The organism is Halosimplex litoreum (assembly GCF_016065055.1).
GTDB lineage: Archaea > Halobacteriota > Halobacteria > Halobacteriales > Haloarculaceae > Halosimplex > Halosimplex litoreum.
Genome location: NZ_CP065856.1, coordinates 3,174,482 through 3,194,308 on the forward strand (window position 1 = coordinate 3,174,482; position 19,827 = coordinate 3,194,308).

At 68.1% G+C, this 19,827-nt stretch carries 21 protein-coding genes and 1 tRNA gene; 15 read left to right on the plus strand and 7 right to left on the minus strand.

Translation table 11 applies throughout. From position 1 onward, the window contains the following. Window positions 1-8: 8 nt before the first annotated feature. The gene (locus I7X12_RS15685) at window positions 9-464 is read left to right on the plus strand and encodes a universal stress protein (RefSeq protein ID WP_198060985.1); all 456 of its coding nucleotides are present in this window, start codon (window positions 9-11) and stop codon (window positions 462-464) included. Here I7X12_RS15685 and I7X12_RS15690 read toward each other — a convergent pair. After that, on the minus strand, window positions 461-889 hold the full coding sequence (locus tag I7X12_RS15690) for a universal stress protein (RefSeq protein WP_198060986.1): 429 nt from the start codon (window positions 887-889) through the stop codon (window positions 461-463). The genes I7X12_RS15685 and I7X12_RS15690 overlap by 4 nt on opposite strands. A 108-nt stretch (window positions 890-997) precedes the next feature. Here I7X12_RS15690 and I7X12_RS15695 point away from each other — a divergent pair, with 108 nt between their 5' ends. Continuing rightward, window positions 998-1,417 (plus strand): hypothetical protein, encoded by a 420-nt coding sequence (locus I7X12_RS15695; protein WP_198060987.1) that lies wholly within the window; start codon window positions 998-1,000, stop codon window positions 1,415-1,417. Window positions 1,418-1,443: 26 nt separating this feature from the next. Here I7X12_RS15695 and mptA read toward each other — a convergent pair whose 3' ends face one another. The 3 genes from mptA to ahbB all read right to left on the minus strand — a co-directional run bounded on the left by mptA (window position 1,444) and on the right by ahbB (window position 4,302). Next, window positions 1,444-2,379: a GTP cyclohydrolase MptA gene (mptA, locus tag I7X12_RS15700; protein WP_198060988.1), complete on the minus strand. Its 936-nt coding sequence runs from the start codon at window positions 2,377-2,379 to the stop codon at window positions 1,444-1,446. A gap of 166 nt (window positions 2,380-2,545) precedes the next feature. Continuing rightward, complete coding sequence (locus I7X12_RS15705) at window positions 2,546-3,115, minus strand: response regulator (protein ID WP_198060989.1); 570 nt, start codon at window positions 3,113-3,115, stop codon at window positions 2,546-2,548. A 137-nt stretch (window positions 3,116-3,252) separates the two neighbouring features. Continuing rightward, window positions 3,253-4,302 (minus strand): siroheme decarboxylase subunit beta, encoded by a 1,050-nt coding sequence (gene ahbB, locus I7X12_RS15710; RefSeq protein ID WP_198060990.1) that lies wholly within the window; start codon window positions 4,300-4,302, stop codon window positions 3,253-3,255. 183 nt (window positions 4,303-4,485) lie between these two features. Between ahbB and I7X12_RS15715 the strand changes: the two genes are divergently transcribed. From I7X12_RS15715 to I7X12_RS15775, 13 genes are all read left to right on the plus strand, one after another. After that, complete coding sequence (locus I7X12_RS15715) at window positions 4,486-5,613, plus strand: anthranilate phosphoribosyltransferase (protein WP_198060991.1); 1,128 nt, start codon at window positions 4,486-4,488, stop codon at window positions 5,611-5,613. 73 nt (window positions 5,614-5,686) lie between these two features. Then, on the plus strand, window positions 5,687-6,235 hold the full coding sequence (locus tag I7X12_RS15720) for a peptidylprolyl isomerase (RefSeq protein ID WP_198060992.1): 549 nt from the start codon (window positions 5,687-5,689) through the stop codon (window positions 6,233-6,235). Between the two features lie 220 nt (window positions 6,236-6,455). Beyond that, window positions 6,456-8,420 (plus strand): ABC transporter substrate-binding protein, encoded by a 1,965-nt coding sequence (locus tag I7X12_RS15725; RefSeq protein ID WP_198060993.1) that lies wholly within the window; start codon window positions 6,456-6,458, stop codon window positions 8,418-8,420. 111 nt (window positions 8,421-8,531) lie between these two features. After that, complete coding sequence (locus tag I7X12_RS15730; protein ID WP_198060994.1) at window positions 8,532-9,602, plus strand: ABC transporter permease; 1,071 nt, start codon at window positions 8,532-8,534, stop codon at window positions 9,600-9,602. Window positions 9,603-9,605: 3 nt separating this feature from the next. After that, window positions 9,606-11,153, plus strand: a complete 1,548-nt coding sequence (locus tag I7X12_RS15735) for an ABC transporter permease (protein ID WP_198060995.1) — start codon at window positions 9,606-9,608, stop codon at window positions 11,151-11,153. Further along, entirely contained in the window at window positions 11,150-12,325 is a 1,176-nt protein-coding gene (locus I7X12_RS15740) for an ABC transporter ATP-binding protein (RefSeq protein WP_198060996.1), read from the plus strand. Before I7X12_RS15735 ends, I7X12_RS15740 begins: the two co-directional genes overlap by 4 nt. Window positions 12,326-12,330: 5 nt before the next feature. Continuing rightward, a complete protein-coding gene (locus tag I7X12_RS15745; protein WP_198063894.1) occupies window positions 12,331-13,662 on the plus strand; it encodes an ABC transporter ATP-binding protein in 1,332 nt (443 codons plus the stop codon). Then, entirely contained in the window at window positions 13,652-14,044 is a 393-nt protein-coding gene (locus I7X12_RS15750) for a DUF7555 family protein (RefSeq protein ID WP_198060997.1), read from the plus strand. The genes I7X12_RS15745 and I7X12_RS15750 overlap by 11 nt, the downstream gene beginning before the upstream one ends. Before the next feature lie 102 nt (window positions 14,045-14,146). Next, a complete protein-coding gene (locus tag I7X12_RS15755; RefSeq protein WP_198060998.1) occupies window positions 14,147-14,728 on the plus strand; it encodes a DUF7529 family protein in 582 nt (193 codons plus the stop codon). Window positions 14,729-14,908: 180 nt separating this feature from the next. Continuing rightward, on the plus strand, window positions 14,909-15,181 hold the full coding sequence (locus I7X12_RS15760; RefSeq protein ID WP_198060999.1) for a hypothetical protein: 273 nt from the start codon (window positions 14,909-14,911) through the stop codon (window positions 15,179-15,181). A gap of 121 nt (window positions 15,182-15,302) precedes the next feature. Next, window positions 15,303-15,387: transfer RNA gene (locus tag I7X12_RS15765), tRNA-Leu, on the plus strand. A 354-nt stretch (window positions 15,388-15,741) separates the two neighbouring features. Further along, on the plus strand, window positions 15,742-16,218 hold the full coding sequence (locus tag I7X12_RS15770; RefSeq protein WP_198061000.1) for a hypothetical protein: 477 nt from the start codon (window positions 15,742-15,744) through the stop codon (window positions 16,216-16,218). A 76-nt stretch (window positions 16,219-16,294) separates the two neighbouring features. Next, window positions 16,295-16,810 carry a DUF5813 family protein gene (locus tag I7X12_RS15775; protein WP_198061001.1) on the plus strand — a complete coding sequence of 172 codons (516 nt, stop codon included), beginning with the start codon at window positions 16,295-16,297 and terminating at the stop codon, window positions 16,808-16,810. A 15-nt stretch (window positions 16,811-16,825) separates the two neighbouring features. Here I7X12_RS15775 and I7X12_RS15780 read toward each other — a convergent pair whose 3' ends face one another. From I7X12_RS15780 to I7X12_RS15790, 3 genes are all read right to left on the minus strand, one after another. Then, entirely contained in the window at window positions 16,826-17,689 is an 864-nt protein-coding gene (locus I7X12_RS15780; protein ID WP_198061002.1) for a CheF family chemotaxis protein, read from the minus strand. Between the two features lie 61 nt (window positions 17,690-17,750). Further along, entirely contained in the window at window positions 17,751-18,977 is a 1,227-nt protein-coding gene (locus I7X12_RS15785; protein WP_198061003.1) for a HEAT repeat domain-containing protein, read from the minus strand. Beyond that, complete coding sequence (locus I7X12_RS15790) at window positions 18,977-19,786, minus strand: CheR family methyltransferase (protein WP_198061004.1); 810 nt, start codon at window positions 19,784-19,786, stop codon at window positions 18,977-18,979. Before I7X12_RS15790 ends, I7X12_RS15785 begins: the two co-directional genes overlap by 1 nt. Between the last annotated feature and the right edge of the window lie 41 nt (window positions 19,787-19,827).

Consider the following 19,827-nt stretch of genomic DNA (forward strand, 5'->3'; position numbering starts at 1 on the left):
CGACAGACATGACGTATCTGGTGCCCTTCGACGGGTCGGCACTGGCCGAGGCCGCCCTGGAGCGGGCGACGGAGTTCGCCGAACTCACCGACGAGGAGGTCGTCGCGCTGATCGTGATCCCGCTGGACGAGCGCGAGTTCGCCGTCGAGCGTGGCTGGATCGACGCGGACGAGCGCTACGATCCCGACGAGATCGAGGCCGAGCTGGAGGTGGCGATCCGCGCCGTCGCGCCCGAGGCGACGATCCGCTGTGAGCGCCCCGAGGACGTGAGTTCGGTCGCGTCGGTCACGACCGACGTGGTTCGGACGATCCGCGCGGTCGCTCAGGATGTCGACGCCGAGATCGTGTTTATCGGCAGCGAGAACGCAGGGCGCGTCTCGACGCCGGTCTCCAGCGTCGGCGCACCGGTTTCGGAAGATCCTCGCTACGACGTGCACATCGTCCGCCACGTCGACGAGGATTAACGCACGACGGTGACGGGGACGGGCGAGCGCCGGACGACCGCCTCGGCGACGCTCCCCAGGAGGATCCGGGTGACGCCCGAGCGACCGTGGCTCCCCATGACGATCTGGTCGATCCCGTTCTCGTCGGCGAACTCGACGATCGCGCGGGTCGGCTTGCCGACTTCGGTCTCGCGTTCGGTCGATAGCTCGGTGCCGTCGGCGAGGGCGGCGATCTCCGCGAACAGCTCCTCGGCCGCGGCCTGTTCGCTCTCGTACCACTCCTCGGAGAAGCTCGGAATCGAGGCCTGAGCGCTGTAGCCGGCTTCCGCAGGGTTGATGACGTGCAACAGGACCACCTCCGCGTCGTCGAACTCCTCGGTGACGAACTCGAACGCCCTGTGTGCCTGCTCGGACCCGTCGACCGGGACGAGGATGCGCTTGCCCATGTCCCACGTACGACGCGGCCGGTGCTTCAATCTTCGGCGCGTCACCGGTTCGGTGCAGTGAGCCGCCGACCGACAACCCTTAGGCCCGCTCGTCGTCTACCCGGCGGTATGCTCGACACGTTCGTCGCGGCGCCGCTCCAGTCGACCGGAGCGCTGGCCGCGGCGGCGGCGTTCCCCGCGCTGACGTGGGTCACGCTCGTCGCCTGGGTGTACCTCGACGCCGTGGCGCGCGACGGCGACCACCCCGTCCGCTCGGCGGTGACCGTCGCGGTCTTCCCACCCGCGCTGGTCGCGTACGTCGTCTCCCGTCCCGAACGGACGACCCCACAGGCCGACCGCGAGCGACTCGCGCTGACCGTCCTGCTCGCGCTCCTGGCGGCCATGATGGTCGGCACCGTCTTCTCGCCGCCGGACGTCTTCGCCCAGCCGCGCAACACCTTCGGCTCGCTGCTGGTGACGCTACCGCTGTTTTACCTGCTCGTCTACCGCGAGAACGCCGAGGCCGCCGACGCGGACACGGCGTCCTGAGCGTCGACGGTAGGTCTCCGCCGTCGTCAGTCGTCGCCGTTGACTTCACCGCGCAGGGTCGCGACCTCGGCGACTCGTTCGGCGTGGGCGTTGTGCTGGTGGATGGACTCGTCGTTGGACTGCTCCATGCGGACGACGGCGTCGTCGTCGAGGTGGGGGAACTCCTCGATGACGCCCTCGGCCATCGCGCGCACGCAATCCTCGACGAACTTCGCGTCGAGGTGGGACTGGTAGGTCATGTGGTCCTCGTCGGGCCGCTTGGCGAGGTTGTAGATGCGTGCGCTCATCGAGTCGCGGGCCACCTCGATCAGCTCGACCAGGTCCACGTCGGGGCCGCCCTCGCTCTCGACGGTCAGCGTGGCGTGGCCGCGTTGGGAGTGGCCGGGCTGGGGCACCTCTTCGAGGAACTCCTCGATGGTGCGGTCGTCGACGCCCTGGTCGCGCAGCTTCTCGCGGGCGCGGGCGGCTGACATCCCCTGCGAGCAGGGACAGACGGTCATCCCCGTGACCTCGGCGCCGATCTCCTCGCGGATGTCGCCGTCCTCGGTGGCCGTCGCCGAGGCGATCACGTCGGCGGTCGACTGGGTGGGCAGATCGCTCTCGGGCGTCTGCTCGCGCGTGACGAACTCCGCCTCCATGCGGACCTCCGCCTGCTCAGTGTAGTCGTGCTTGTCGAGCAGGCGCTCGGCGGCGGTGCCGCAGATGTCCTCGATGCGCAGGTCGCCCTGGCTGACGGCCTCCTCCAGGGTCTCGTCGATCACCTGCATGTTGCGGCTCATGTCGGCGCCCTTGCGCCAGGACGGCAGGTCGACGAACACCTCGAACTCGGCCATCAGGACGTAGGGTCGTTTCTCCTCGCGGCTGATCTCGACGAGCTTCTCGACCCCGGTGACGCCGACGCGGTTGAGGCCGACGGTCACGTCCGGGCTCGACGCCTGGACGTCCGGCAGTTGTGGTGTCATTGCCGCCGGCTTAGGACCTTCCCCGAATAGTGTTTTCGAAAGGGCCAGTACCCGCCTCGCTCGGTGACGACACGTCGCTGTTCACGGGGGCGCGTCGGCCCGTGACGACCGACGACGACCGCGGCGAGCCGGTCGTCGTCGCTGGGCGCGGTCGCTGCCGGCCGGGTTACTGCTCCAGGTCGCGGAACAGCGCTTCGAAGTCGTCGTCGGCGAGGCTCTCGGCGGCGGTCGACAGCGAGGCGCGCAGCTCGGCTCGGCGGTCTTCCAGCCGGCGGAACTCGTCGCTATCGGCCAGCTCCGCTGTGCCCTTGGCCGCTCGAAGCGCGACGCAGGTGCGCGTCACTCGGTAGTACTCCCGGAGCGCTCGCTCGTAGTCGGCACAGCGCAGGAGCCGGTCGACGGTGTCGAGCAACTCCTCGCCGGTGACCGGTTTGACGACGTAGTCGTCGAACTCCATGTCGACGATGTCGAAGTCGGCGTCGACCGCCGTGACCATCGCCACCCGGCACTCGAGCCCGCGCTCGCGGACCGTCTCCAGCACCTCGTCACCGACCAGGTCCGGCATCCGCCGGTCCAGCAACACCACGTCGACCGCCTCGTCGAGCTTCGAGAGCGCCTGTTCTCCCCCGTAAGCTGTCCGCACGTCGTAGTTGTCGCGGACGTGTGCGGCGTAGGAGTCGGCGACTGCTGGCTCGTCGTCGACGATCAGCACCACCGCCCGCTCAGGACCCGTCATACGAACGTAAATATATGACGCTAGCGGGCGCAAAAAGCTTCCGTCGGGTCCCACTTCGTGACGTAGACACCGACGCGCTCGTGGTCGGTCTCTCCCACCGTCGAACGCGCTCGACGCCGTGTCTCCGGGTGCCGCTGTCACTCCTCGTCGTACTCGTCGACCAGGTCCTCGTAGCGGGCACCGGTCTGTTTGAGCGTCTCCGTCGAGTAGAGCCGCTCGTGGTCGACCGGCAGGTACTCGGCGGCCAGCTCGTCGATCTTCGCGTCGACGGCGTCCTGCTCGCGTCCGTGGATCATCGTGAAGAGGTTGTACGGCCACTCCTGGTCGGGGCGGCGCGGCCGGTGGTAACACAGCGTCACGTACGGCAGTTTCCCGACCTCGACGCCGCGGTCGTCGAGTTCGTCGTCGGGCACGTCCCAGACGACCATGCAGTTGGCGTCGAACCCGGTCACGAGGTGGTTGACGACGCAGCCGATCCGCTTGATGCAGCCGTCGGCGAGCAGCCGCTCGACACTCGCCAGCACCCCGTCGACCGGCGCGCCGACCGCCTCGGCCACGTCGCGGTAGGGAGTCGCCGTCAGCGGGAAGCCGCCCTGAACTTCCAGCAGGACCCTGCGGTCCAGCGCCGACAGGTCCGCCGCGGCCCGTTCGCTGATAGTCGTCGCCGCCACGTCGGTCTCCGCGAGGCTCTCGCGGGCGAAGCGGTCGCCGTTGACGACCGGGAACTCGAGATCGATGTAGAAGTCGGTCAGCATCGGCAGGACGAGCACCTCGCAGCCGGTCCGCCGTTCGATTTCGGCGAGGATGGCGTCGCGCCGTTCCTTCGAGGCGGCCGTGACCACGAACCACATGTTCCACTCGTGGTCGCGGGCGTAGTTGTGGTTGACCTGCTCGTAGCCGTTGATGACCTCGGCGACCTCGTCGAACTGGTCCGCGGGGGCCTGCACCGCCGCCAGCGTCGAACTACCGATCACCGGGGGGTTCAACACGGGGCCGAACCGCCGGAATATCCCCTCGTCGTAGAGCCGCTGGACCCGGTCGAGCGCTTCGCTCTCGTCGACGCCCACGTCCGCGGCGACCGCCTCGAAGGGCCGTTCCCGGACCGGAAACCCGCTCTGCCACCCGTCGACGAGGGCCGCGTCGACGGCGTCGACCTGTGCTCGCCAGTCCGCCGTCCCCTGACTCATTCGTCGACGGTTAGGGGTAGTCCCGTGTGACTCTTTCGACTCCCTGGCGGGCGGGACCGCTCCCTCAGGGCCGTAGCTACCGGAATCCGACGAACGTGCGGATCGCGGCGGCGAAACTGACCGCGGCGCCCATCGCTCGACGAAATCAGGGCGCTTTAACCCGATCGGACCGAACCGATCGATATGGCACAAGCGACGCGCGAATTCGGGGACTGGCCGCTCAAGCGGCTGATGACCGAGGTCGTCGGCTCGGGCCACAAGTCCGCCGACGACATGACTCGCGAGCAGGCCCGCGAGGCCTTCCAGCGCATCCTCGCCGGGGAACCCGACCACACCTCCCTCGGTGCGTTCTGGCTCGCGAACCGCTGGAAGCGCAACGACGCCGAGGAACTCGCGGCGTACGTCGACGTGATGCGCGAGGAGTCGGTCGTCACGGCCGAACCCGACGCCGACCCCGTCGACTGCGGTGCCAACTACGACGGCAAGGGCCGCTCGGCCGTCCTCGGAGTGGCCGCCGGCGCCGTCGCCGCCGCCGCGGGCACCCCTATCGTCGTCCACAGCGGCGACCGCGTCCCGACCCAGAAGCAGGACAGCTACAAGCACGTCCTCGACGAACTGGGCGTCCGGACGGAGATCGAACCGTCCGAGAGCGCCGACATGGTCGACGAGACCGGCTTCGGCTACTACTACCAGCCGGCGTTCAACCCCGGGATCGACGACCTGTTCGAGCGCCGGGACAACATGGGCGTCCGCACGTTCGTCAACACCGTCGAGACGCTCGCCAACCCCGCCGACGCCGACGTGCATCTGGGGTCGTTCTACCACCTGCCGTTCGCGGTGAAGATGACGGACACCCTCAAAGCGGCCGAGAGTCAGTCGGTCTCCCGCACGCTGTTCTTCCAGGGCATGGAGGGTTACGACGACGTGCGCCCCGGGACCACTGTCGTCGGAGAGTGGGGGTCGGTGCGAAGCACCGACGAATCGGCGAGCGGGGAGCGGAGCGACCCGCGAGACAACGAGGGCGACGAGGAACTCGACGACTTCGAGATCAAGACCGCCGAGTACGGCATGGACTTCGAGAGCGAGGACCTCGGTGTGGAGGACGTGGCCGCCGAGTCCGCCGAGATCACCGAGGCAGTCCTGGCCGGCGAGCGCGACGACCAGTTCACCGACGCCGTCGCGCTCAACGCGGCGCTGCGGATCTACGCCCGCGAGGACGCCGACTCGATCGACGAGGGGCTGGAGACGGCCCGCGACGTGCTGGCGAGCGGCGAGGCCGAAGCGGTGCTGGACGACCTGCGGGCGTTCTGACTCGCTCGGCCGGACCGCCGACGACGCGGGCGGTACCACCAGCGTTTTCTCCGCGGCGGGCCACCTCTCGGGTATGAGTGACGAACTGACAGCGACGCTCCACACCTCCGAGGGCGACATCGAAGTGCGACTGTTCGAAGACAAGGTGCCGAACACCGTCGAGGCGTTCGTCGACCACGCGACCGAGTCCGACTACGAGTCGGCCGAGGTCGGCCCCGGCGAGGGCGCCTGGGAGGACCCCGAGAGCGGGGAGAAGCGAGTCGACCCGCTGTACGACGACGTGGAGTTCCACCGGGTCATCGAGGACTTCATGCTGCAGGTGGGCGACCCGACCGGGACCGGCCGCGGCGGCCCGGGCTACACCTTCGACGACGAGTTCCACGAGGACCTCCGTCACGACGAGCCGGGCAAGCTGTCGATGGCCAACCGCGGCCCCGACACCAACGGCTCGCAGTTCTTCGTCACGCTGGGCGCCCAGCCCCACCTCGACGACAAACACGCCGTCTTCGGCGAGGTCACCGACGGCATGGACGTGGTCGAAGCGATCGGCTCGGCCGACACCGACCCGAGTGATCGCCCGATCGACACCGTCGTGCTCGAATCTGTCGAAATTCACCGATAATACCGACCGTTCATCACGGCTTTCGCCCCCTACGCTTTTATTCCTTTAAGCCGTTAGTGCGTCTCGGGTATTCACCCGTGGTCCTGTAATTCTCCGTTATAATACCATGGGTTAGAATATAATTTAAGATAATTTTTGACCGCCGTGGTGTTGCGATTTTGGAAACAACTTACGGCAAGTTCCACCGCAATTTAAGTATCGTGCTCGGTAATAGGGGCGTATGCCTCGCGATACTGACGACTCCGACACCAGCCGACGACGATTCCTGAAAGCGACCGGTGCGGCTGCCCTCACCTCCGCGGTAGCGGGCTGTGGAAGCGACGGTGGCGACACTGCCACGCCCGGCGACGGTGGCGACGGCGGTGACGGCGGTGACGACGGTGGCGACGGCGGCGACGGCGGGATGACCGACTCGGGGACCGACAGCGACCCGATAACCGTAGACGGCTATCCCTACGGCGTCGGCGAGACGATGATCGGGGAGGCCCAGCGGGTGATGGAAGAGGCGGGTTACGGCCCGGACAACCGCTTCGAGCTCGACTGGCTCCAGTACGAGAGCCCGACCTGGGCGGAGATGGCGAGCACGATCGCCAGCCGACTCGAGTCCGCCTACATCGACATGAACCAGAGTTCGGCGGCGTTCTCGCCGCTGCTGGAGACCACCCGCAACGGCAACCACATGGCGTACACGCTCGGGTGGATCGCCGACTACCCCGGGCCGCAGAACTTCGTCCAGCTGATCGATCCGCCGAACACGACGTACGCCGACAACGCCGCGGCCAACGGTGCGCGACTGTTCTGGTCCGAGGACGCCGAGGCCGATCCGGAAGTCCGCCAGTACATGGTCGACCAGTTCGACCGCATCGAGGACAACCCACAGGACACCGAGGAGGCCGCCCAGATCCGCGGCGAGGCCGCGGTCGCGATGGAGGAGGGCATGTGGCAGGAGGCCGCGCTCATCCCCCTCTACCAGGGCGTGACCGAAGGAATGTGGTACGACCACGTCGACTACAACCCGCCGGGCCCGATGGGCCCGTCCCGCGCGAAGGCGAGCAACTCCGTCGCGGGACTGGAGGGGAAAGACCGCCTCAGCACCATCTCCTCGACGTTCAGCAGCCTCGACCCGATCGCCTCCGGCAACACGGCCTCCGGTGGCAAGATCATGGACATGTTCGACGCGCTGACGAACTACGCCAACGGGACGACGGAGGTCGAGAACCTGTTGGCGACCGAGTACGAGCTCAGCGACGACTTCACCACCTACACGTTCACGCTCAAGGAGGGTGCCACGTTCCACAACGGTGACGAGGTCACCGCCCAGGACTTCGAGTACGCTATCAAGCGGTTGATGGTGTCGCCGAACTCCACGAACGCCCGGTTCCCGGTCAGCGTCATGGGGATCGAACACGAGACCGAGGAGGTCACCGTGACCGACGACGAGGGCAACACCGTCACGGACACTGCATCGGGCGAGGCGGAGACGACCACCCGGATCGTCCCCGACTCGATCGCCGTCAACGCGGTCGACGACTACACGCTGGAGATCACGACGGAGAACCCGTTCGCGTTCTCGCTGTCCGTGCTGGCCTACTCCGCGTTCTCGGCGGTGCCCGAGGGCATCGTCGGCGACGTCGAGGGCTACGAGGGCGAGATGTCCTGGAACGAGTTCTCCCAGAACCCGGTCGGCGCTGGTCCCTTCGAGTTCGTCAACTGGGAGTCGGGTAACGGCGGGGAGTTCGTCATGGACGCTTACGACGACTACCACGGCGACGGGGCGTCTTTCGACGGCATCGACGCGGCCATCCTCACCGAGACCCAGGCCCGCTACAACTACTTCCTCAACGAGAACGCCGATATCGGCACCGTTCCCACGGCGCAGTACCAGGCCGACAGCGTGAACATCGAGGAGACCGACGACGTCGGTCGCGACCTGGGGACCTACGACCTGGAGAACGGGACCTCGGTCAACTACGCCCGCACCCCGGACATCGGGACGTTCTACGTCGGCTTCAACATGGAGGCGGTGCCCAAGGCCGTCCGGCAGGCGATGGCGTACGTCGTCAACCAGCCGGAGTTCATGCAGAACGTGTTCAAGGGCCGCTTCGAGCCGGCCTATCACCTGACGCCGCCGCAGATCTTCCCCGGCGGCATCGAGGCCTACGACGAACACGTCGGGTCGGAGTAATCGGACGGGCCGACCGGTGGTCCCCTCCGACGACGCGTTCGCGCCGACGACGAATGTATTGCTCTGCGGTCCCCACACAGAGACAACTTCACGCATAACGGAGACGACGCCATGAACAAACTCCTGTATATCGCGAAACGGCTCGTCCTCGGGGTACCGGTCGTGCTGTTCGGCCTCACGATGACGTTCGTCATCATCTACCTGTCGCCGTTCGACCCGACGACGGCGATCCTCGGCCGCGACGCCGATCCCCAGACCGCCCGCCAGCTGGCCGTGGCGCTCGGCCTTCGATACCCGAACGGCCAGCCCATACCCCTGTGGATCCAGTACTGGAACTTCCTGACCGACACGATCACGTTCAACTTCGGCCAGTCGTGGGTCGTCACCCGCGGCCAGTCGGCCGCCCAGCTCGTCTGGGAGCGCATGCCCGCGACGATCTGGCTGGGCCTCTGGTCGGTCGTCATCGCGCTGGCGCTGGGCATCCCGCTCGGGCTCTACGCCGGTCTCCGGGCCAACACCTGGGGCGACTACACCGCTTCGTTCGGCGGGATCGTCTGGCGCGCCATGCCGAACTTCTGGCTGGCCGTGATGCTCGCCGGCGTCCTCTCGGCCGGCGGCGTGCTGTCGTTCTACCGGGGCTTTCTGATACCGACGGACGTGATCGGGACCCCAGCGGCGCTCGGCAACCTGTTCGGCAGTTACTCGCTGGGTCCGATCGGGATACCGGTCCCCGACCCGTACAACTGGGCGGTCGCGTTCAAGTGGATCCTGCCGGCCGCGCTCGTGCTCGGCTCCTCCTCGATGGGCAACGAGGTCCGCATCGGCCGGACCGCCGTCCTGGAGAGCATCAACGCCCCCTACATCGACACGGCCAAGGCGAAGGGACTCTCCGAGCGGGTGATCATCGGGAAACACGTCGCCCGCAACGCGATGATCCCGCTGCTCCCAGTCATCATGGGCGAGTTTTACCTGCTGATCGGGGGCTCGGTCCTCGTGGAACTCATCTTCGGGATCCGCGGGCTGGGGAACCTGTTCCTCTCGGCCGTCCTCGCGTCGGACGTCCCGATCATCGGCGCGCTCACATACGTGTTCATCCTGATACTCGTGTTCTTCAATATCGCACAAGACGTGGCGTACACCCTGATCGACCCGCGGATCGGACTGGAGGGTCAGGAGGACTGAAAGATGTGTGCAACTGTCACGGACACGGGTCGCGACCGGGACCGCCGTGAAGAGTCGACGCTGCGCGAACGGCTGTTGGCGAACCCCGAACCCGCGTTGCGGTGGGGCACGGTCGCGTTCGTGCTCGTCGCGGTCGAGTTCGGCGCGCTCGCAGGCGGGCTCTTGCTGTTGCTCGACGCGACGGTCATCGGGGTCACCGCGCTGATCGAGGTGATCCTCGGTGCCGTCTCACAGAGCGCCGGCGAAGCGGTGTACGCCGCCCAGCAGTCGGCCAGCGGCTTCCTCGACGGGCTCCGGGCGGCCGCCGGGAACGTTCCGACGCTCCTCTCGCGGGAGACGATCCCCAACCAGGGGTACCAGACGGGGCCGTCGGGCCCCTGGGAGGGCACGTTCCTCGGGCTGCAGCCGGCGGTGGCGTGGGCGATCCGACTCGTCCTCGTCTACCTGTACGCGGCGATCGTGTGCTACTGGGCCTACCGCGGCTGGCTCGTCTTCCGCGACCACTACCGTCAGGTCGACTGGACGCCTCGTGACGACGTCGTCGACCGCCTGCGCGACCACCGCTGGGGGCAGTTCGGCATCGTCGTCGTGCTCGTGTTCGTGACGATGGCGGTGTTCTCCCCGGCGCTCGGGCCGACCACGGTTGAGCAGAACATCCAGTCGCCCTACAGCTACGAACTACAGTACTTCGACGCCGAGAGCGGGAGCGTCGAGACGGTCTACGCGGGCGACGCGAACTTCAACTCCAAGTCGAAGGGGCAGGGTGACCAGAACGTCGGGCCGATGACCTACGACGACTACGGCCGGTTCCACCCGTTCGGGACGTTGACGAACGGCCGCGACCTGTTCACCTTCGCGGTGGCCGGCGCCCGGGTCTCGATGATGGTCGGGGCGCTGTCGATCGTGCTCGCGTCGCTACTCGCGATCGCCGCGTCGATGATGTCGGCGTACTACAAGGGACTGGTCGACCTGGTGACCATCCTCGTCGCCGACGGGATCACCTCCATACCGGGGCTGCTCCTGTTGTTGATGGTCGGGATGGCCTTCCAGGGACACTGGCTGGTGAACGTGCTCAACGGCGGGTTCCTCTACGCGTTGACCTTCGGGATCATCCTCTTCCCGAGCCTGTGGCGGTCGGTGCGGGGCCCCGCGCTCCAGGTCTCCGAGGAGGAGTGGATCGACGCCGCCAAGAGCTTCGGTCAGCGGCCGCGGACGACCATGCGCAAGCACATGCTCCCGTACGTAGTGCCGTACCTGCTCGTCTACGGGTCGATGACCGTCGGCGGCGTCATCATCTCGATGGCGGCGCTGTCGTTCATCGGCAGCGGGCTCGGGATCAACCCACCGACGCCCGCCTGGGGGCGCGCCATCGACATGGGACGGAACTACGTCTCGACGCAGTCGTGGCACATCGCCTTCATCCCGGGGATGTTCATCGTCGTGCTCGTCACCGGGCTCAACGCCTTCGGTGACGGTATTCGCGACGCCATCGACCCCGAGAGCGAGGGCGGCGGTGAAGAGGAAGCGGCCGCAGGGGGTGCCGCCGGATGAGCGCCCCACCTTCGGGCGACGGCGCCGAGGACGTGCCGACGGGTCGACGGACCGACGAGGAGCCCGTCCTCTCGGTGCGGAACCTCCAGACGGTGTTCCGGACCGACCGCGAGACTATCCGCGCGGTCGACGGTATCGACCTCGAACTCTACGAGGGCGAAACCGTCGGCCTCGTCGGCGAGTCCGGGTCGGGCAAGTCAGTCACCGCCCGGTCGATCATGGGGCTCGTCGAAGAGCCCGGCGAGGTCCTCCCCGGGTCGTCGATCCGGTTCGATGGCGAGGAGATCACCGGCTACGACACGGCGCAGTACCAGGAACTCCGGGGCAGCGGCATCGGGATGATCTTCCAGGACCCGCTGTCGTCGCTGAACCCTGTGTTCACCGTCGGCAACCAGATCCGCGAGGCGCTGAAGGTCAACCAGGGGATCACCGGCGAGGCGGCCCGCGAGGAGGCGATCGACCTGCTCGAAGCGGTCCAGATCCCCGACGCGGCTCGGCGGCTGGGGGAGTACCCCCACGAGTTCTCCGGCGGGATGCGCCAGCGGGCGGTCATCGCGATGATGCTCGCCTGCGACCCCGAGGTGTTGATCTGCGACGAGCCGACGACCGCGCTGGACGTGACCATCCAGGCGCAGATCCTCGAACTGCTCTCGGACCTGCAGGACGAGCGGGGCCTGTCGATCCTCTTTATTACCCACGACATGGGTGTCATCGCCGACATCACCGACCGCGTGAACGTGATGTACGCCGGCGAGATCGTCGAGAAGGCGCCGACCGAGGAGCTGTTCGCCGACCCCCGCCACCCCTATACGGAGGGGCTGCTCGAAGCGATCCCCGGCCAGCACGCCGGCGAGGAGCGCCTGCGGACCATCGAGGGCGAAGTGCCGACGCCGAACGAGGCGGCGACGTACTGTCGGTTCGCCCCGCGGTGTCCGAAGGCCTTCGAGGAGTGCGAGGCGGTCCACCCCGAACTCGTCGACGTCGACGACGGCCCGGCCGACCACACCGCGGCCTGTCTGCTCTACCCGGAGGAGATGACGACCGGCGAGGCCGTCGCCCACCACGAGCGTCTGGGCGAGGCGCGCGACGGCGACGGGACGACGGGCTCGGCCGGAGGGGACGCGCCCGATTCTGGCGGAGACGTGGCGGCCGACGGGGGTGACGCCCGGTGAGCGAGATGACCCAGCCCCGCGGTCGAACAGACGCCGCCGCGGTCGGCGAGACGCTCGTCGAGGTCGACGGGCTGAAGAAGTACTACGGCGGCGGCGGCCTCCTCGCGGACCCACCGGTCAAGGCCGTCGACGGCGTGAGCTTCCAGATCCAGCGCGGCGAGACGCTCGGGCTGGTCGGCGAGTCCGGCTGCGGGAAGACGACGCTCGGCCGCACGCTCGTCCAACTGGAGACGGCCACCGAGGGCACCGTCGAGTTCGACGGCACCGACGTGACCGAGCTCTCGGGCCAGCGACTCAAACAGTGGCGCCGCAACGCCCAGATCGTCTTCCAGGACCCCGAATCGAGCCTCAACGACCGGATGACGATCGGCGAGATCGTCCGCGAACCGCTGGACGTTCACGAGGAGGGGACGCCCCGCGAGCGCCAGGAGAAAGTGAAGGACCTGCTGGCGCAGGTCGGGCTCCAGCCCGAGCACTACTACCGCTACCCCCACCAGTTCTCCGGCGGCCAGCGCCAGCGGATCGGGATCGCCCGCGCGCTGGCGCTCGAACCGGAGTTCGTCGTCCTCGACGAGCCCGTCTCCGCGCTGGACACCTCCGTCCAGGCGAAGATCCTCAACCTGCTGGAGGACCTGCAGGACGAGTTCGACCTGACCTACCTCTTTATCGCCCACGACCTCTCGGCGGTGCGGCACATCTGCGACCGCGTCGCGGTGATGTACCTCGGGAAGATCATGGAGATGGGCGACACCGAGGAGCTGTACACCGACCCGGCCAACCCCTACACCCACTCGCTGTTGTCGGCGATCCCCGAACCCGACCCGACGGTCGAGAAAGACCGGATCACGCTGCCGGGGACGCCGCCGAGCCCGCGGGACCCGCCGACGGGGTGTCAGTTTACCACCCGCTGTCCGGCGAAGATCCACCCGCCGGAGTACGACCACCTCGACGCGGAGACGTGGAACGCCATCGAGCGGTTCCGCGAGGTGATCCGCGAGCGCACCCGGATCGACCTGTCGATCCGCGACCGGGTCCGCCGGAGCGTCGGCGCCTTCCACCGGTTCGACGACATCGACGAGACCGTCACCGACATGTTCGACGACGGCACGCCCGACGACGTCCGGAGCCACGTCGAACGGGCCGCCGAGTACGTCAAGGCGGGCCAGCCGGACCGGGCCCGCGAGTACATGGGCGAGCAGTTCGACGGCGTCTGCGACACCGAACGGCCGGAGCTGTACCCGGTCGGCGAGACCGACCGACTGAGTTACTGTCACCGCCACGCCGAGGAGTACGAGAGCGTCGAGTCGGTGCTCGGCCGCGGGTCGGATGGCGAGTAAGCGACTCCTGCTCGCGGAGTTCGTCGTCTGGGTGGTCGCCGTCGGCGGAGCCGTCTCCGCGGGTGCGCTCGTCGTCGGCTACGTCGTCGGGGGGACGCTCGTCGCGGCGAAGTACGCCGTCTTCCTCGTCGGCGTGGCCCTGTTCGGCGTCGGGAGCCTCGGCATTCAGCCGGCCCCCTCCTACAAGGAGCAAAAGCGAGTGACGCTGGAGTCGGATCGCCAGACCCGCTTCGAGGCACGCCTGCAACGGGTCCCGCCCCTGCGGAACGAACGGATCCCCTTCGACCAGCGGATCGACCGCAACGCGAAGATCTTCGCCGCCAGCCTGGTCGTCCTCGGCGTCTCGCTCGTCATGGAGTTCGGTCTCGGCATCCGGCCGTGACCGGCTCGACGGCTCCGACTCACTCCCGTCCGCCGGAGCTTCGTCCGACCGGCGGCCGTCCGGTGCACCACCCTTTACTGTCCGAATCGCGTTGACGCGTGTATGCCCCACCACGCCGATAGCCCGGACGACGTCGACCGGAAGGAGATCGTCGCCGACCACAGCGAGGAACTGACGAGCAACTGGGAGCGCGCGCTCGAAGACATGCAGGCGATGGCCGAGGACCGCGAGAAGCAGGGCTACGAGACGCTGGCGATCCCCGCGGGCGACACGACGACGCTGTCGCCCTCGATGGGCGACGACGACGCCTGGGGGCTCTCGTACGTCGTCCCGAACAACTTCGCCGAGGAGTTCGAGACGCTGTTCGAGACGTTCACCCTCGACGAGACGGGCGTCTACCAGATGGAGGCCGGCGGGTTCGTCTTCGTCGTGACCGAGTGCATCGACCACGACGCGGAGGTCGTGATCTTCGTCGCCGGGTCGTACGACATGCGCTTCTCGGCCGGTCTCGTCCGCACCGCCGTCGAACGCGGGGCGATGCACACCCACGTCAAGACCCTCGACGGCACGCTCCTGGGCACGTTCGACCACGACGACCCCGCCGACTTCTTCCCCGAACCCGAGCAGTTCTACGCCTACGACATCACCGAGAGCGACGACCCCGAGCGCCGCTCGGACCGATAGTCGCGGCTCGTCCTTCCGGCGACGATACGTCGCTCTCTCCCGCCGACCACCGTCCGCCCGCACTCGACACACGCCCGAAAGCGTGTCACCATTTCTCGTGAAACTCAGTTCAGTAACTTCGCCTACAGAAATGTATTTCAGATTACCTTTACGGTGGTCCCCGGTGTAGGATCGGCTGTGATGAGACAGAATCGTCCGCCGGTCGCTTCGGCCGGCCTGCCGACGCAGTACAGTCTGGCGCGCACCTTGCTGGTCTCGCTCGCGATGTCGCTGGCGGTCGCGGTCGGCGCCCTGGTGGTCATGTACCCCGGCGCGGCGGCGCTGGCGGTCGCGCTCGCGGCGGTCTCGTGGGCGCTGACGGCCGTGATCGTCCGTGTCCGACTGCGCCGCCGCCCGGTGACCCGCGTTCTGATGGTCCGGGTCCCGTTCACCGACATCCACGTCGAGGTCTGAACCCCGCCCGCGCGCTCCGAACGGACTCTCCACGCTTCTCTCCTCCCTTCGTTTCGACGACCCGCGAGCCCCGCGGCCGGACCGTAACCGCTATTCCGCCGGAGGGGCGACGGACGAACGCGCGAGGGTGGCTGAGCTAGGCCAAAGGCGGCGGGCTTAAGACCCGCTCCCGTAGGGGTCCGTGGGTTCGAATCCCACCCCTCGCACTCTGTCGCTCACACATCGTGAGCGACGAGTGCGTTCTGGGATTCGAGCCCTGCGAGTCGCAGCCCGCGCAGCGAAGCGAGCAGGACCGTCTCGCTCCGGTTCGAATCCCACCCCTCGCATGAGTGGTCGGCGCGTCCGCGCGCCGACCCGAATCGTCCGGGTGGCGATTCGAAGCCTATCAGTCGCGCGCAGCGAACGGCGTGAGCGAGCACGTCTGATTTCGGTTCGAATCCCATCCCCCGCACTCTGTCGTACCCGACCAGTGAGCGACGAGTGAACGGGAACGATACGACCGGGCCGCTCGGCCCGGTACGACCCGAAAACGCTTGTACGGGTCGCTCGATCGCGCTGTCGTGGACCGACCCGTCGCGGCGAAAGCCGTGGTCGCGCTCGTCACCCTCGGTGGCGTCCTCGGAGCGCTGTCGGTGGTGAGCGGCGCCGTCGGACCGTGCAGCGACGACTTGGCGTTCCAGGGGCCGACGACCGAAGTCGAAGTCACGGTCGACACGGACGAGCGCGCCGTCGAAGTCACACACGTGGACGGTGACGTCCTGGCCGAGGAGTGGACGCTGTCGGTCACCGCCGTCGTCTCCAGCGAAACGGGAACGACGAGCGAGTACGTCGCCGTGAACGCGAGCGATGGGCTCCCGTTCGAACCGAGGGGATCGGCGAGGATCGAGAACGTGACGGTCGACGGGCGGCCGCTGTCGGACGGTGACGAGGTACGGGTCGTCTGGCGGGGACACGAGCGGCCGCTCCCCGACTACTGTCTCGGGAGTCGCGGGAACGCGACCGCGCGGGTGACGCTGGCCCGCTCGACGGTCGGCTGAACGCCGCGCACGGGGGTGACCGCCGCCGAGCCGCGACACAACGGCCTTTTGCCGACCAGCGCCGTATCGAGGGGTAATGACAGACGACACCCCGACCGAAGCGCGTGACGCCTTCGAGGCCCACGACGCCTTCGCCGCCGCCGAGGAGGGCTACCGGCTGACGACGACCGTCTTCGACACCCAGGTGACGGCGAGCGAGCGCGACGACTACGCGACGGACTTCCGGGTTCGCGTCGAGGTGCCGACGCTCCGGAGCGCGGCCGAGGACGGCGAGGTCGGCGAGGCAGTCCAGTCGGGGTGGCTCGACACGCTCGAGCGCCGGCTGGAGGACGCGCCGATGGCGACGCGGGCCTCGGTCGACCTCGAGGGGTTCGACGTGACGGTCGTCGACGGCACCGTCACGGTCACCTACGAGTTCGTCTTCGGCGACGCCGCTCGCGGGGTCGCGGTCGCGAAGACGTTCGTGGAGTACGTCGAGGGGACCTACGTCGAGGGCGTCGTCCCCGGCTACGACTACGGCGAACCGGTGACCGACCTGCTGAGCGCCGCGTCGACGGACGAGGACGGCGAGCGGGGCGGCACGCCGCTGTGAGAAGGGGGTGTTCCGCTACTGGTCGCTGATCACGTCGCTGGCGATGTTGCGCCCTCGGGCTTTCAGGCGCACGTCGCGGCGGACGCGCTTCTCGCGGAGGATGCCCTCCTCGACGAGGCGGTCGAAGACTGTCTCGACGTCGTCGACCTCCAGCCCGACGAACTCGGGGATTTCGAACGGCGAGACGCCCGAATACAGCGCCATCAGGACCTCCATCTCCGTCTGGTCGAGGTCGGCGTCGGTGGCGTTCTGGAGCTCGCCCTGGCGGACGAGCGATTCGAGGATGGAGACGTGGCGGCTCGTCCCCGAGACGTACGTCTGGACGCTGGTACCCTCGTCGTCGGTGTGTTCGACTTCGAGGACGCGGCGCTCGTCGCCCCGGACCGTCCCCTCTCTGGCGTCGACGGCGCCCACGTCGTCGAGTTCGATCTCGACGAACTGGCCGCTCGCGACGCCCAGCCCGACCACGTCGGACTCGACGTTGATCCGTCCTTTCTCCCAGGCGGTGTCCCGGACGACCCCACCCTCGACGGCGGGGTGTTTGACGAGGACGACCTCGCCGTCGAGCAGCGCGGTGTAGAGGTGTTCTTCGAACGCGTCGGCGTCGGTGGGCGCGATCAGGAACACGTCGGACCCGGTCTGGACCGAGAAGTAGCCCGAGACGGCCGTCATCGCCTGGTTGGCGTTCTTGCGGTTCTTGACGGTGCTGACCTTCGCCAGGGCGATCTGTCGCTTGCCCTCGTTGCTGGCGAGGACGAGCCGCCTGTTCGACAGGAGGATGCGTCCGCTCAGCCACTCCAGGTCGTTGACCTTCCGGCCGCTCTTGACGACCTGGACGAACCGGCCCTGGGTGTCCGCCAGCGCGCGCTCGTCGCTCACGGGTAGTCACCTCCCGCGTCTCGGGCGAGACCGGGCGGCGTCGCCAGTGCGCCAGCGTCGGTCATCCCCGACCACCGAGTTTCGAGATGGCCGAGAAGGCTCGCTTTCGGATCTCTTCCGATTCGGTCTCGTCGAGCAGCGCGTCGATGCGCTGGCGGGCGCGCTCGCCGCCGACCTTGCCGAGGGTGAAGACGGCCTGGGCGCGAGCCGAAGTCGGAGCGTCCGCGTCGTCGACGAGGGCGAGCAGGCGGTCCTCGACGGCGTCGCCGCCGAGTTCGGCGAGACTCGTCGCCGCGAACTGGCCCGTCATCTGGTCGTCGGCCGACAGCGCGTCGACGAGCGCGTCGACGACGCGGTCTCGCTCTTCGGCCTCGGTGACGCGACCCAGCAGCCACGCGGTGTTGCGCTGTTGGGCGGCCTGTCGGCTCTCCTCCAGTATCTCCACGAGCGGGACGACGACGTTGCGGTCGTCGGTCTCGCTGAGCTGCTCGACGACGGTCTCGCGGATCTCGTGGCTCTGCTGGGTGGGCACGTTCGCGAGCAACTCGACCAGCGAGTAGACGGCGGTCCGGCGGACGGTCGGGGAGTCGTCGGTCAGCGAGGCGACGAGGTACTCGACGGGCTGGGCGTTCGGGAAGTTGCCGAACGCGCCGACGGCCACCCGTCGCACTCGTTCGTCGCCGTCCTCGTAGAGCGGGAGCAGGGCCGACAGCGCCTGCCGGTTGCCGATCGACCCCAGCGCTTCGGCGGCCTCCCGACGGACCTTCGGGTTCGCGTCCGTCAGCAGCCCCTCCAGGCCGTCCGTCGCCCGCGAGTCGGCGACCTGGCCGCAGGCGCGAGCGGCGCGGGCTCGCACGCGCGGGTCGGAGTCGTCGAACCGTTCGACGAGTTTCGGGACTGCCTCGGTCTCTTCGAGGGCGCCCAGGCCGTTGGCGGCGGCCATCCGGAGTTCCGGCACGCCGGCGTCCAGTGCCTTCGCGAACGCCTGGGCTTTCATCCAGTCGGCGCCGTCGCCCATGTCGACGCCGGCCATCTCCGCGATCAGCTGTTCGATGGCGTCGCCCCCGAGCTGGTCGAGCGAGTCGACCGCGGCGGCGGTCACCGCGGCGCTGTCGTCGTCGCTCGCGACGCTCACGAGGGCGTTGACCACGTCCGCGCGGTCGTCGTGCTCGTCGAAGTTGCCGAGCAGTTCGGCGGCGCGGGCGCGCAGCTCCGGCTTGTCGCTGCGGCGCATGACGCCGATGAGCTGCTGTACGTCGCCGTCGCGTTCGAGCTGGTAGAGTGACATCAGGCGCGTCTGTAGATGCGGTGTTTCTTCTCGACCGGGTCGTAGCGGTCGCGGAACTCCGCGGGCAGGGTCTCGGTCATGCCGATCATCAGGTAGCCCGCCTCGGTCAGCGACCCGGTGATCGTCTCGAAGATGGGGACTTTGTAGTCGGCGTCGATGTAGATGAGCAGGTTCCGACAGCACACCAGGTCGAAGTCCCGTTTCTCGGGCCCGCGGATGAGGTCGTGGCGCTCGAAGTCGACGAGGTCCGACACGCGGTCGGTGACGGTGAACACGTCGCCCTCGCGGTCGACGTACGGCTCGGTGGCCGAGAGGGGTTCGAGCTCCGCCGCGATATCGGTCGTCTGGGACGTCTCGTAGCGGCCGGCGCGGGCCGTCCGGAGGATGTCGCGGTTGATGTCGGTGCCGAGGATCTCGACCCGTCGGGCGTCGATCTCCTCGTCGTCGAGCGCGAGCATCGCGATCGAGTACGGCTCGCGCCCGTCCGCGCAGGGGGCGCTCCAGACGGAGACTCGCCGCTGTTCGGCGGTCAGATCGCGGAGGACGCCTCGCAGCGACTCCCAGGCCTCGGGGTTGCGAAAGAAGCCGGTGACGTTGATCGACAGCGAGTCGAGCAGTTGCTCGCGCTCGCCCTCGTCGTCCTCCAGCAGTCGCTGGTACGGTCGGTAGCTGTCGGTGTCGGTGCGGCGCATCCGGGCGTTGATCCGCCGGTCGAGGTAGGCGTCGTTGTAGAACCCCGACTCGAAGTCCAGTTCGCGTTCGATGTAGCTCAACAGCTCGTCGAACTCGGGGCCGCGCTCCTGTCTCATCGTACTCTCCGGTCTCCGTCGACCAGTTCTCGCCCCAGCGT

What these genes read in the sequence shown, in the direction of transcription:
- I7X12_RS15690 (WP_198060986.1), bottom strand. Translation starts at nt 889, where the DNA reads ATGGGCAAGCGCATCCTCGTCCCGGTCGACGGGTCCGAGCAGGCACAC.
- I7X12_RS15750 (WP_198060997.1), top strand. Translation starts at nt 13,652, where the DNA reads ATGGCGAGTAAGCGACTCCTGCTCGCGGAGTTCGTCGTCTGGGTGGTC.
- I7X12_RS15785 (WP_198061003.1), bottom strand. Translation starts at nt 18,977, where the DNA reads ATGTCACTCTACCAGCTCGAACGCGACGGCGACGTACAGCAGCTCATC.
- I7X12_RS15740 (WP_198060996.1), top strand. Translation starts at nt 11,150, where the DNA reads ATGAGCGCCCCACCTTCGGGCGACGGCGCCGAGGACGTGCCGACGGGT.
- I7X12_RS15695 (WP_198060987.1), top strand. Translation starts at nt 998, where the DNA reads ATGCTCGACACGTTCGTCGCGGCGCCGCTCCAGTCGACCGGAGCGCTG.
- I7X12_RS15730 (WP_198060994.1), top strand. Translation starts at nt 8,532, where the DNA reads ATGAACAAACTCCTGTATATCGCGAAACGGCTCGTCCTCGGGGTACCG.
- I7X12_RS15790 (WP_198061004.1), bottom strand. Translation starts at nt 19,786, where the DNA reads ATGAGACAGGAGCGCGGCCCCGAGTTCGACGAGCTGTTGAGCTACATC.
- I7X12_RS15745 (WP_198063894.1), top strand. Translation starts at nt 12,331, where the DNA reads ATGACCCAGCCCCGCGGTCGAACAGACGCCGCCGCGGTCGGCGAGACG.
- I7X12_RS15685 (WP_198060985.1), top strand. Translation starts at nt 9, where the DNA reads ATGACGTATCTGGTGCCCTTCGACGGGTCGGCACTGGCCGAGGCCGCC.
- ahbB (WP_198060990.1), bottom strand. Translation starts at nt 4,302, where the DNA reads ATGAGTCAGGGGACGGCGGACTGGCGAGCACAGGTCGACGCCGTCGAC.
- I7X12_RS15725 (WP_198060993.1), top strand. Translation starts at nt 6,456, where the DNA reads ATGCCTCGCGATACTGACGACTCCGACACCAGCCGACGACGATTCCTG.
- I7X12_RS15705 (WP_198060989.1), bottom strand. Translation starts at nt 3,115, where the DNA reads ATGACGGGTCCTGAGCGGGCGGTGGTGCTGATCGTCGACGACGAGCCA.
- I7X12_RS15715 (WP_198060991.1), top strand. Translation starts at nt 4,486, where the DNA reads ATGGCACAAGCGACGCGCGAATTCGGGGACTGGCCGCTCAAGCGGCTG.
- I7X12_RS15755 (WP_198060998.1), top strand. Translation starts at nt 14,147, where the DNA reads ATGCCCCACCACGCCGATAGCCCGGACGACGTCGACCGGAAGGAGATC.
- I7X12_RS15760 (WP_198060999.1), top strand. Translation starts at nt 14,909, where the DNA reads ATGAGACAGAATCGTCCGCCGGTCGCTTCGGCCGGCCTGCCGACGCAG.
- mptA (WP_198060988.1), bottom strand. Translation starts at nt 2,379, where the DNA reads ATGACACCACAACTGCCGGACGTCCAGGCGTCGAGCCCGGACGTGACC.
- I7X12_RS15775 (WP_198061001.1), top strand. Translation starts at nt 16,295, where the DNA reads ATGACAGACGACACCCCGACCGAAGCGCGTGACGCCTTCGAGGCCCAC.
- I7X12_RS15720 (WP_198060992.1), top strand. Translation starts at nt 5,687, where the DNA reads ATGAGTGACGAACTGACAGCGACGCTCCACACCTCCGAGGGCGACATC.
- I7X12_RS15735 (WP_198060995.1), top strand. Translation starts at nt 9,606, where the DNA reads ATGTGTGCAACTGTCACGGACACGGGTCGCGACCGGGACCGCCGTGAA.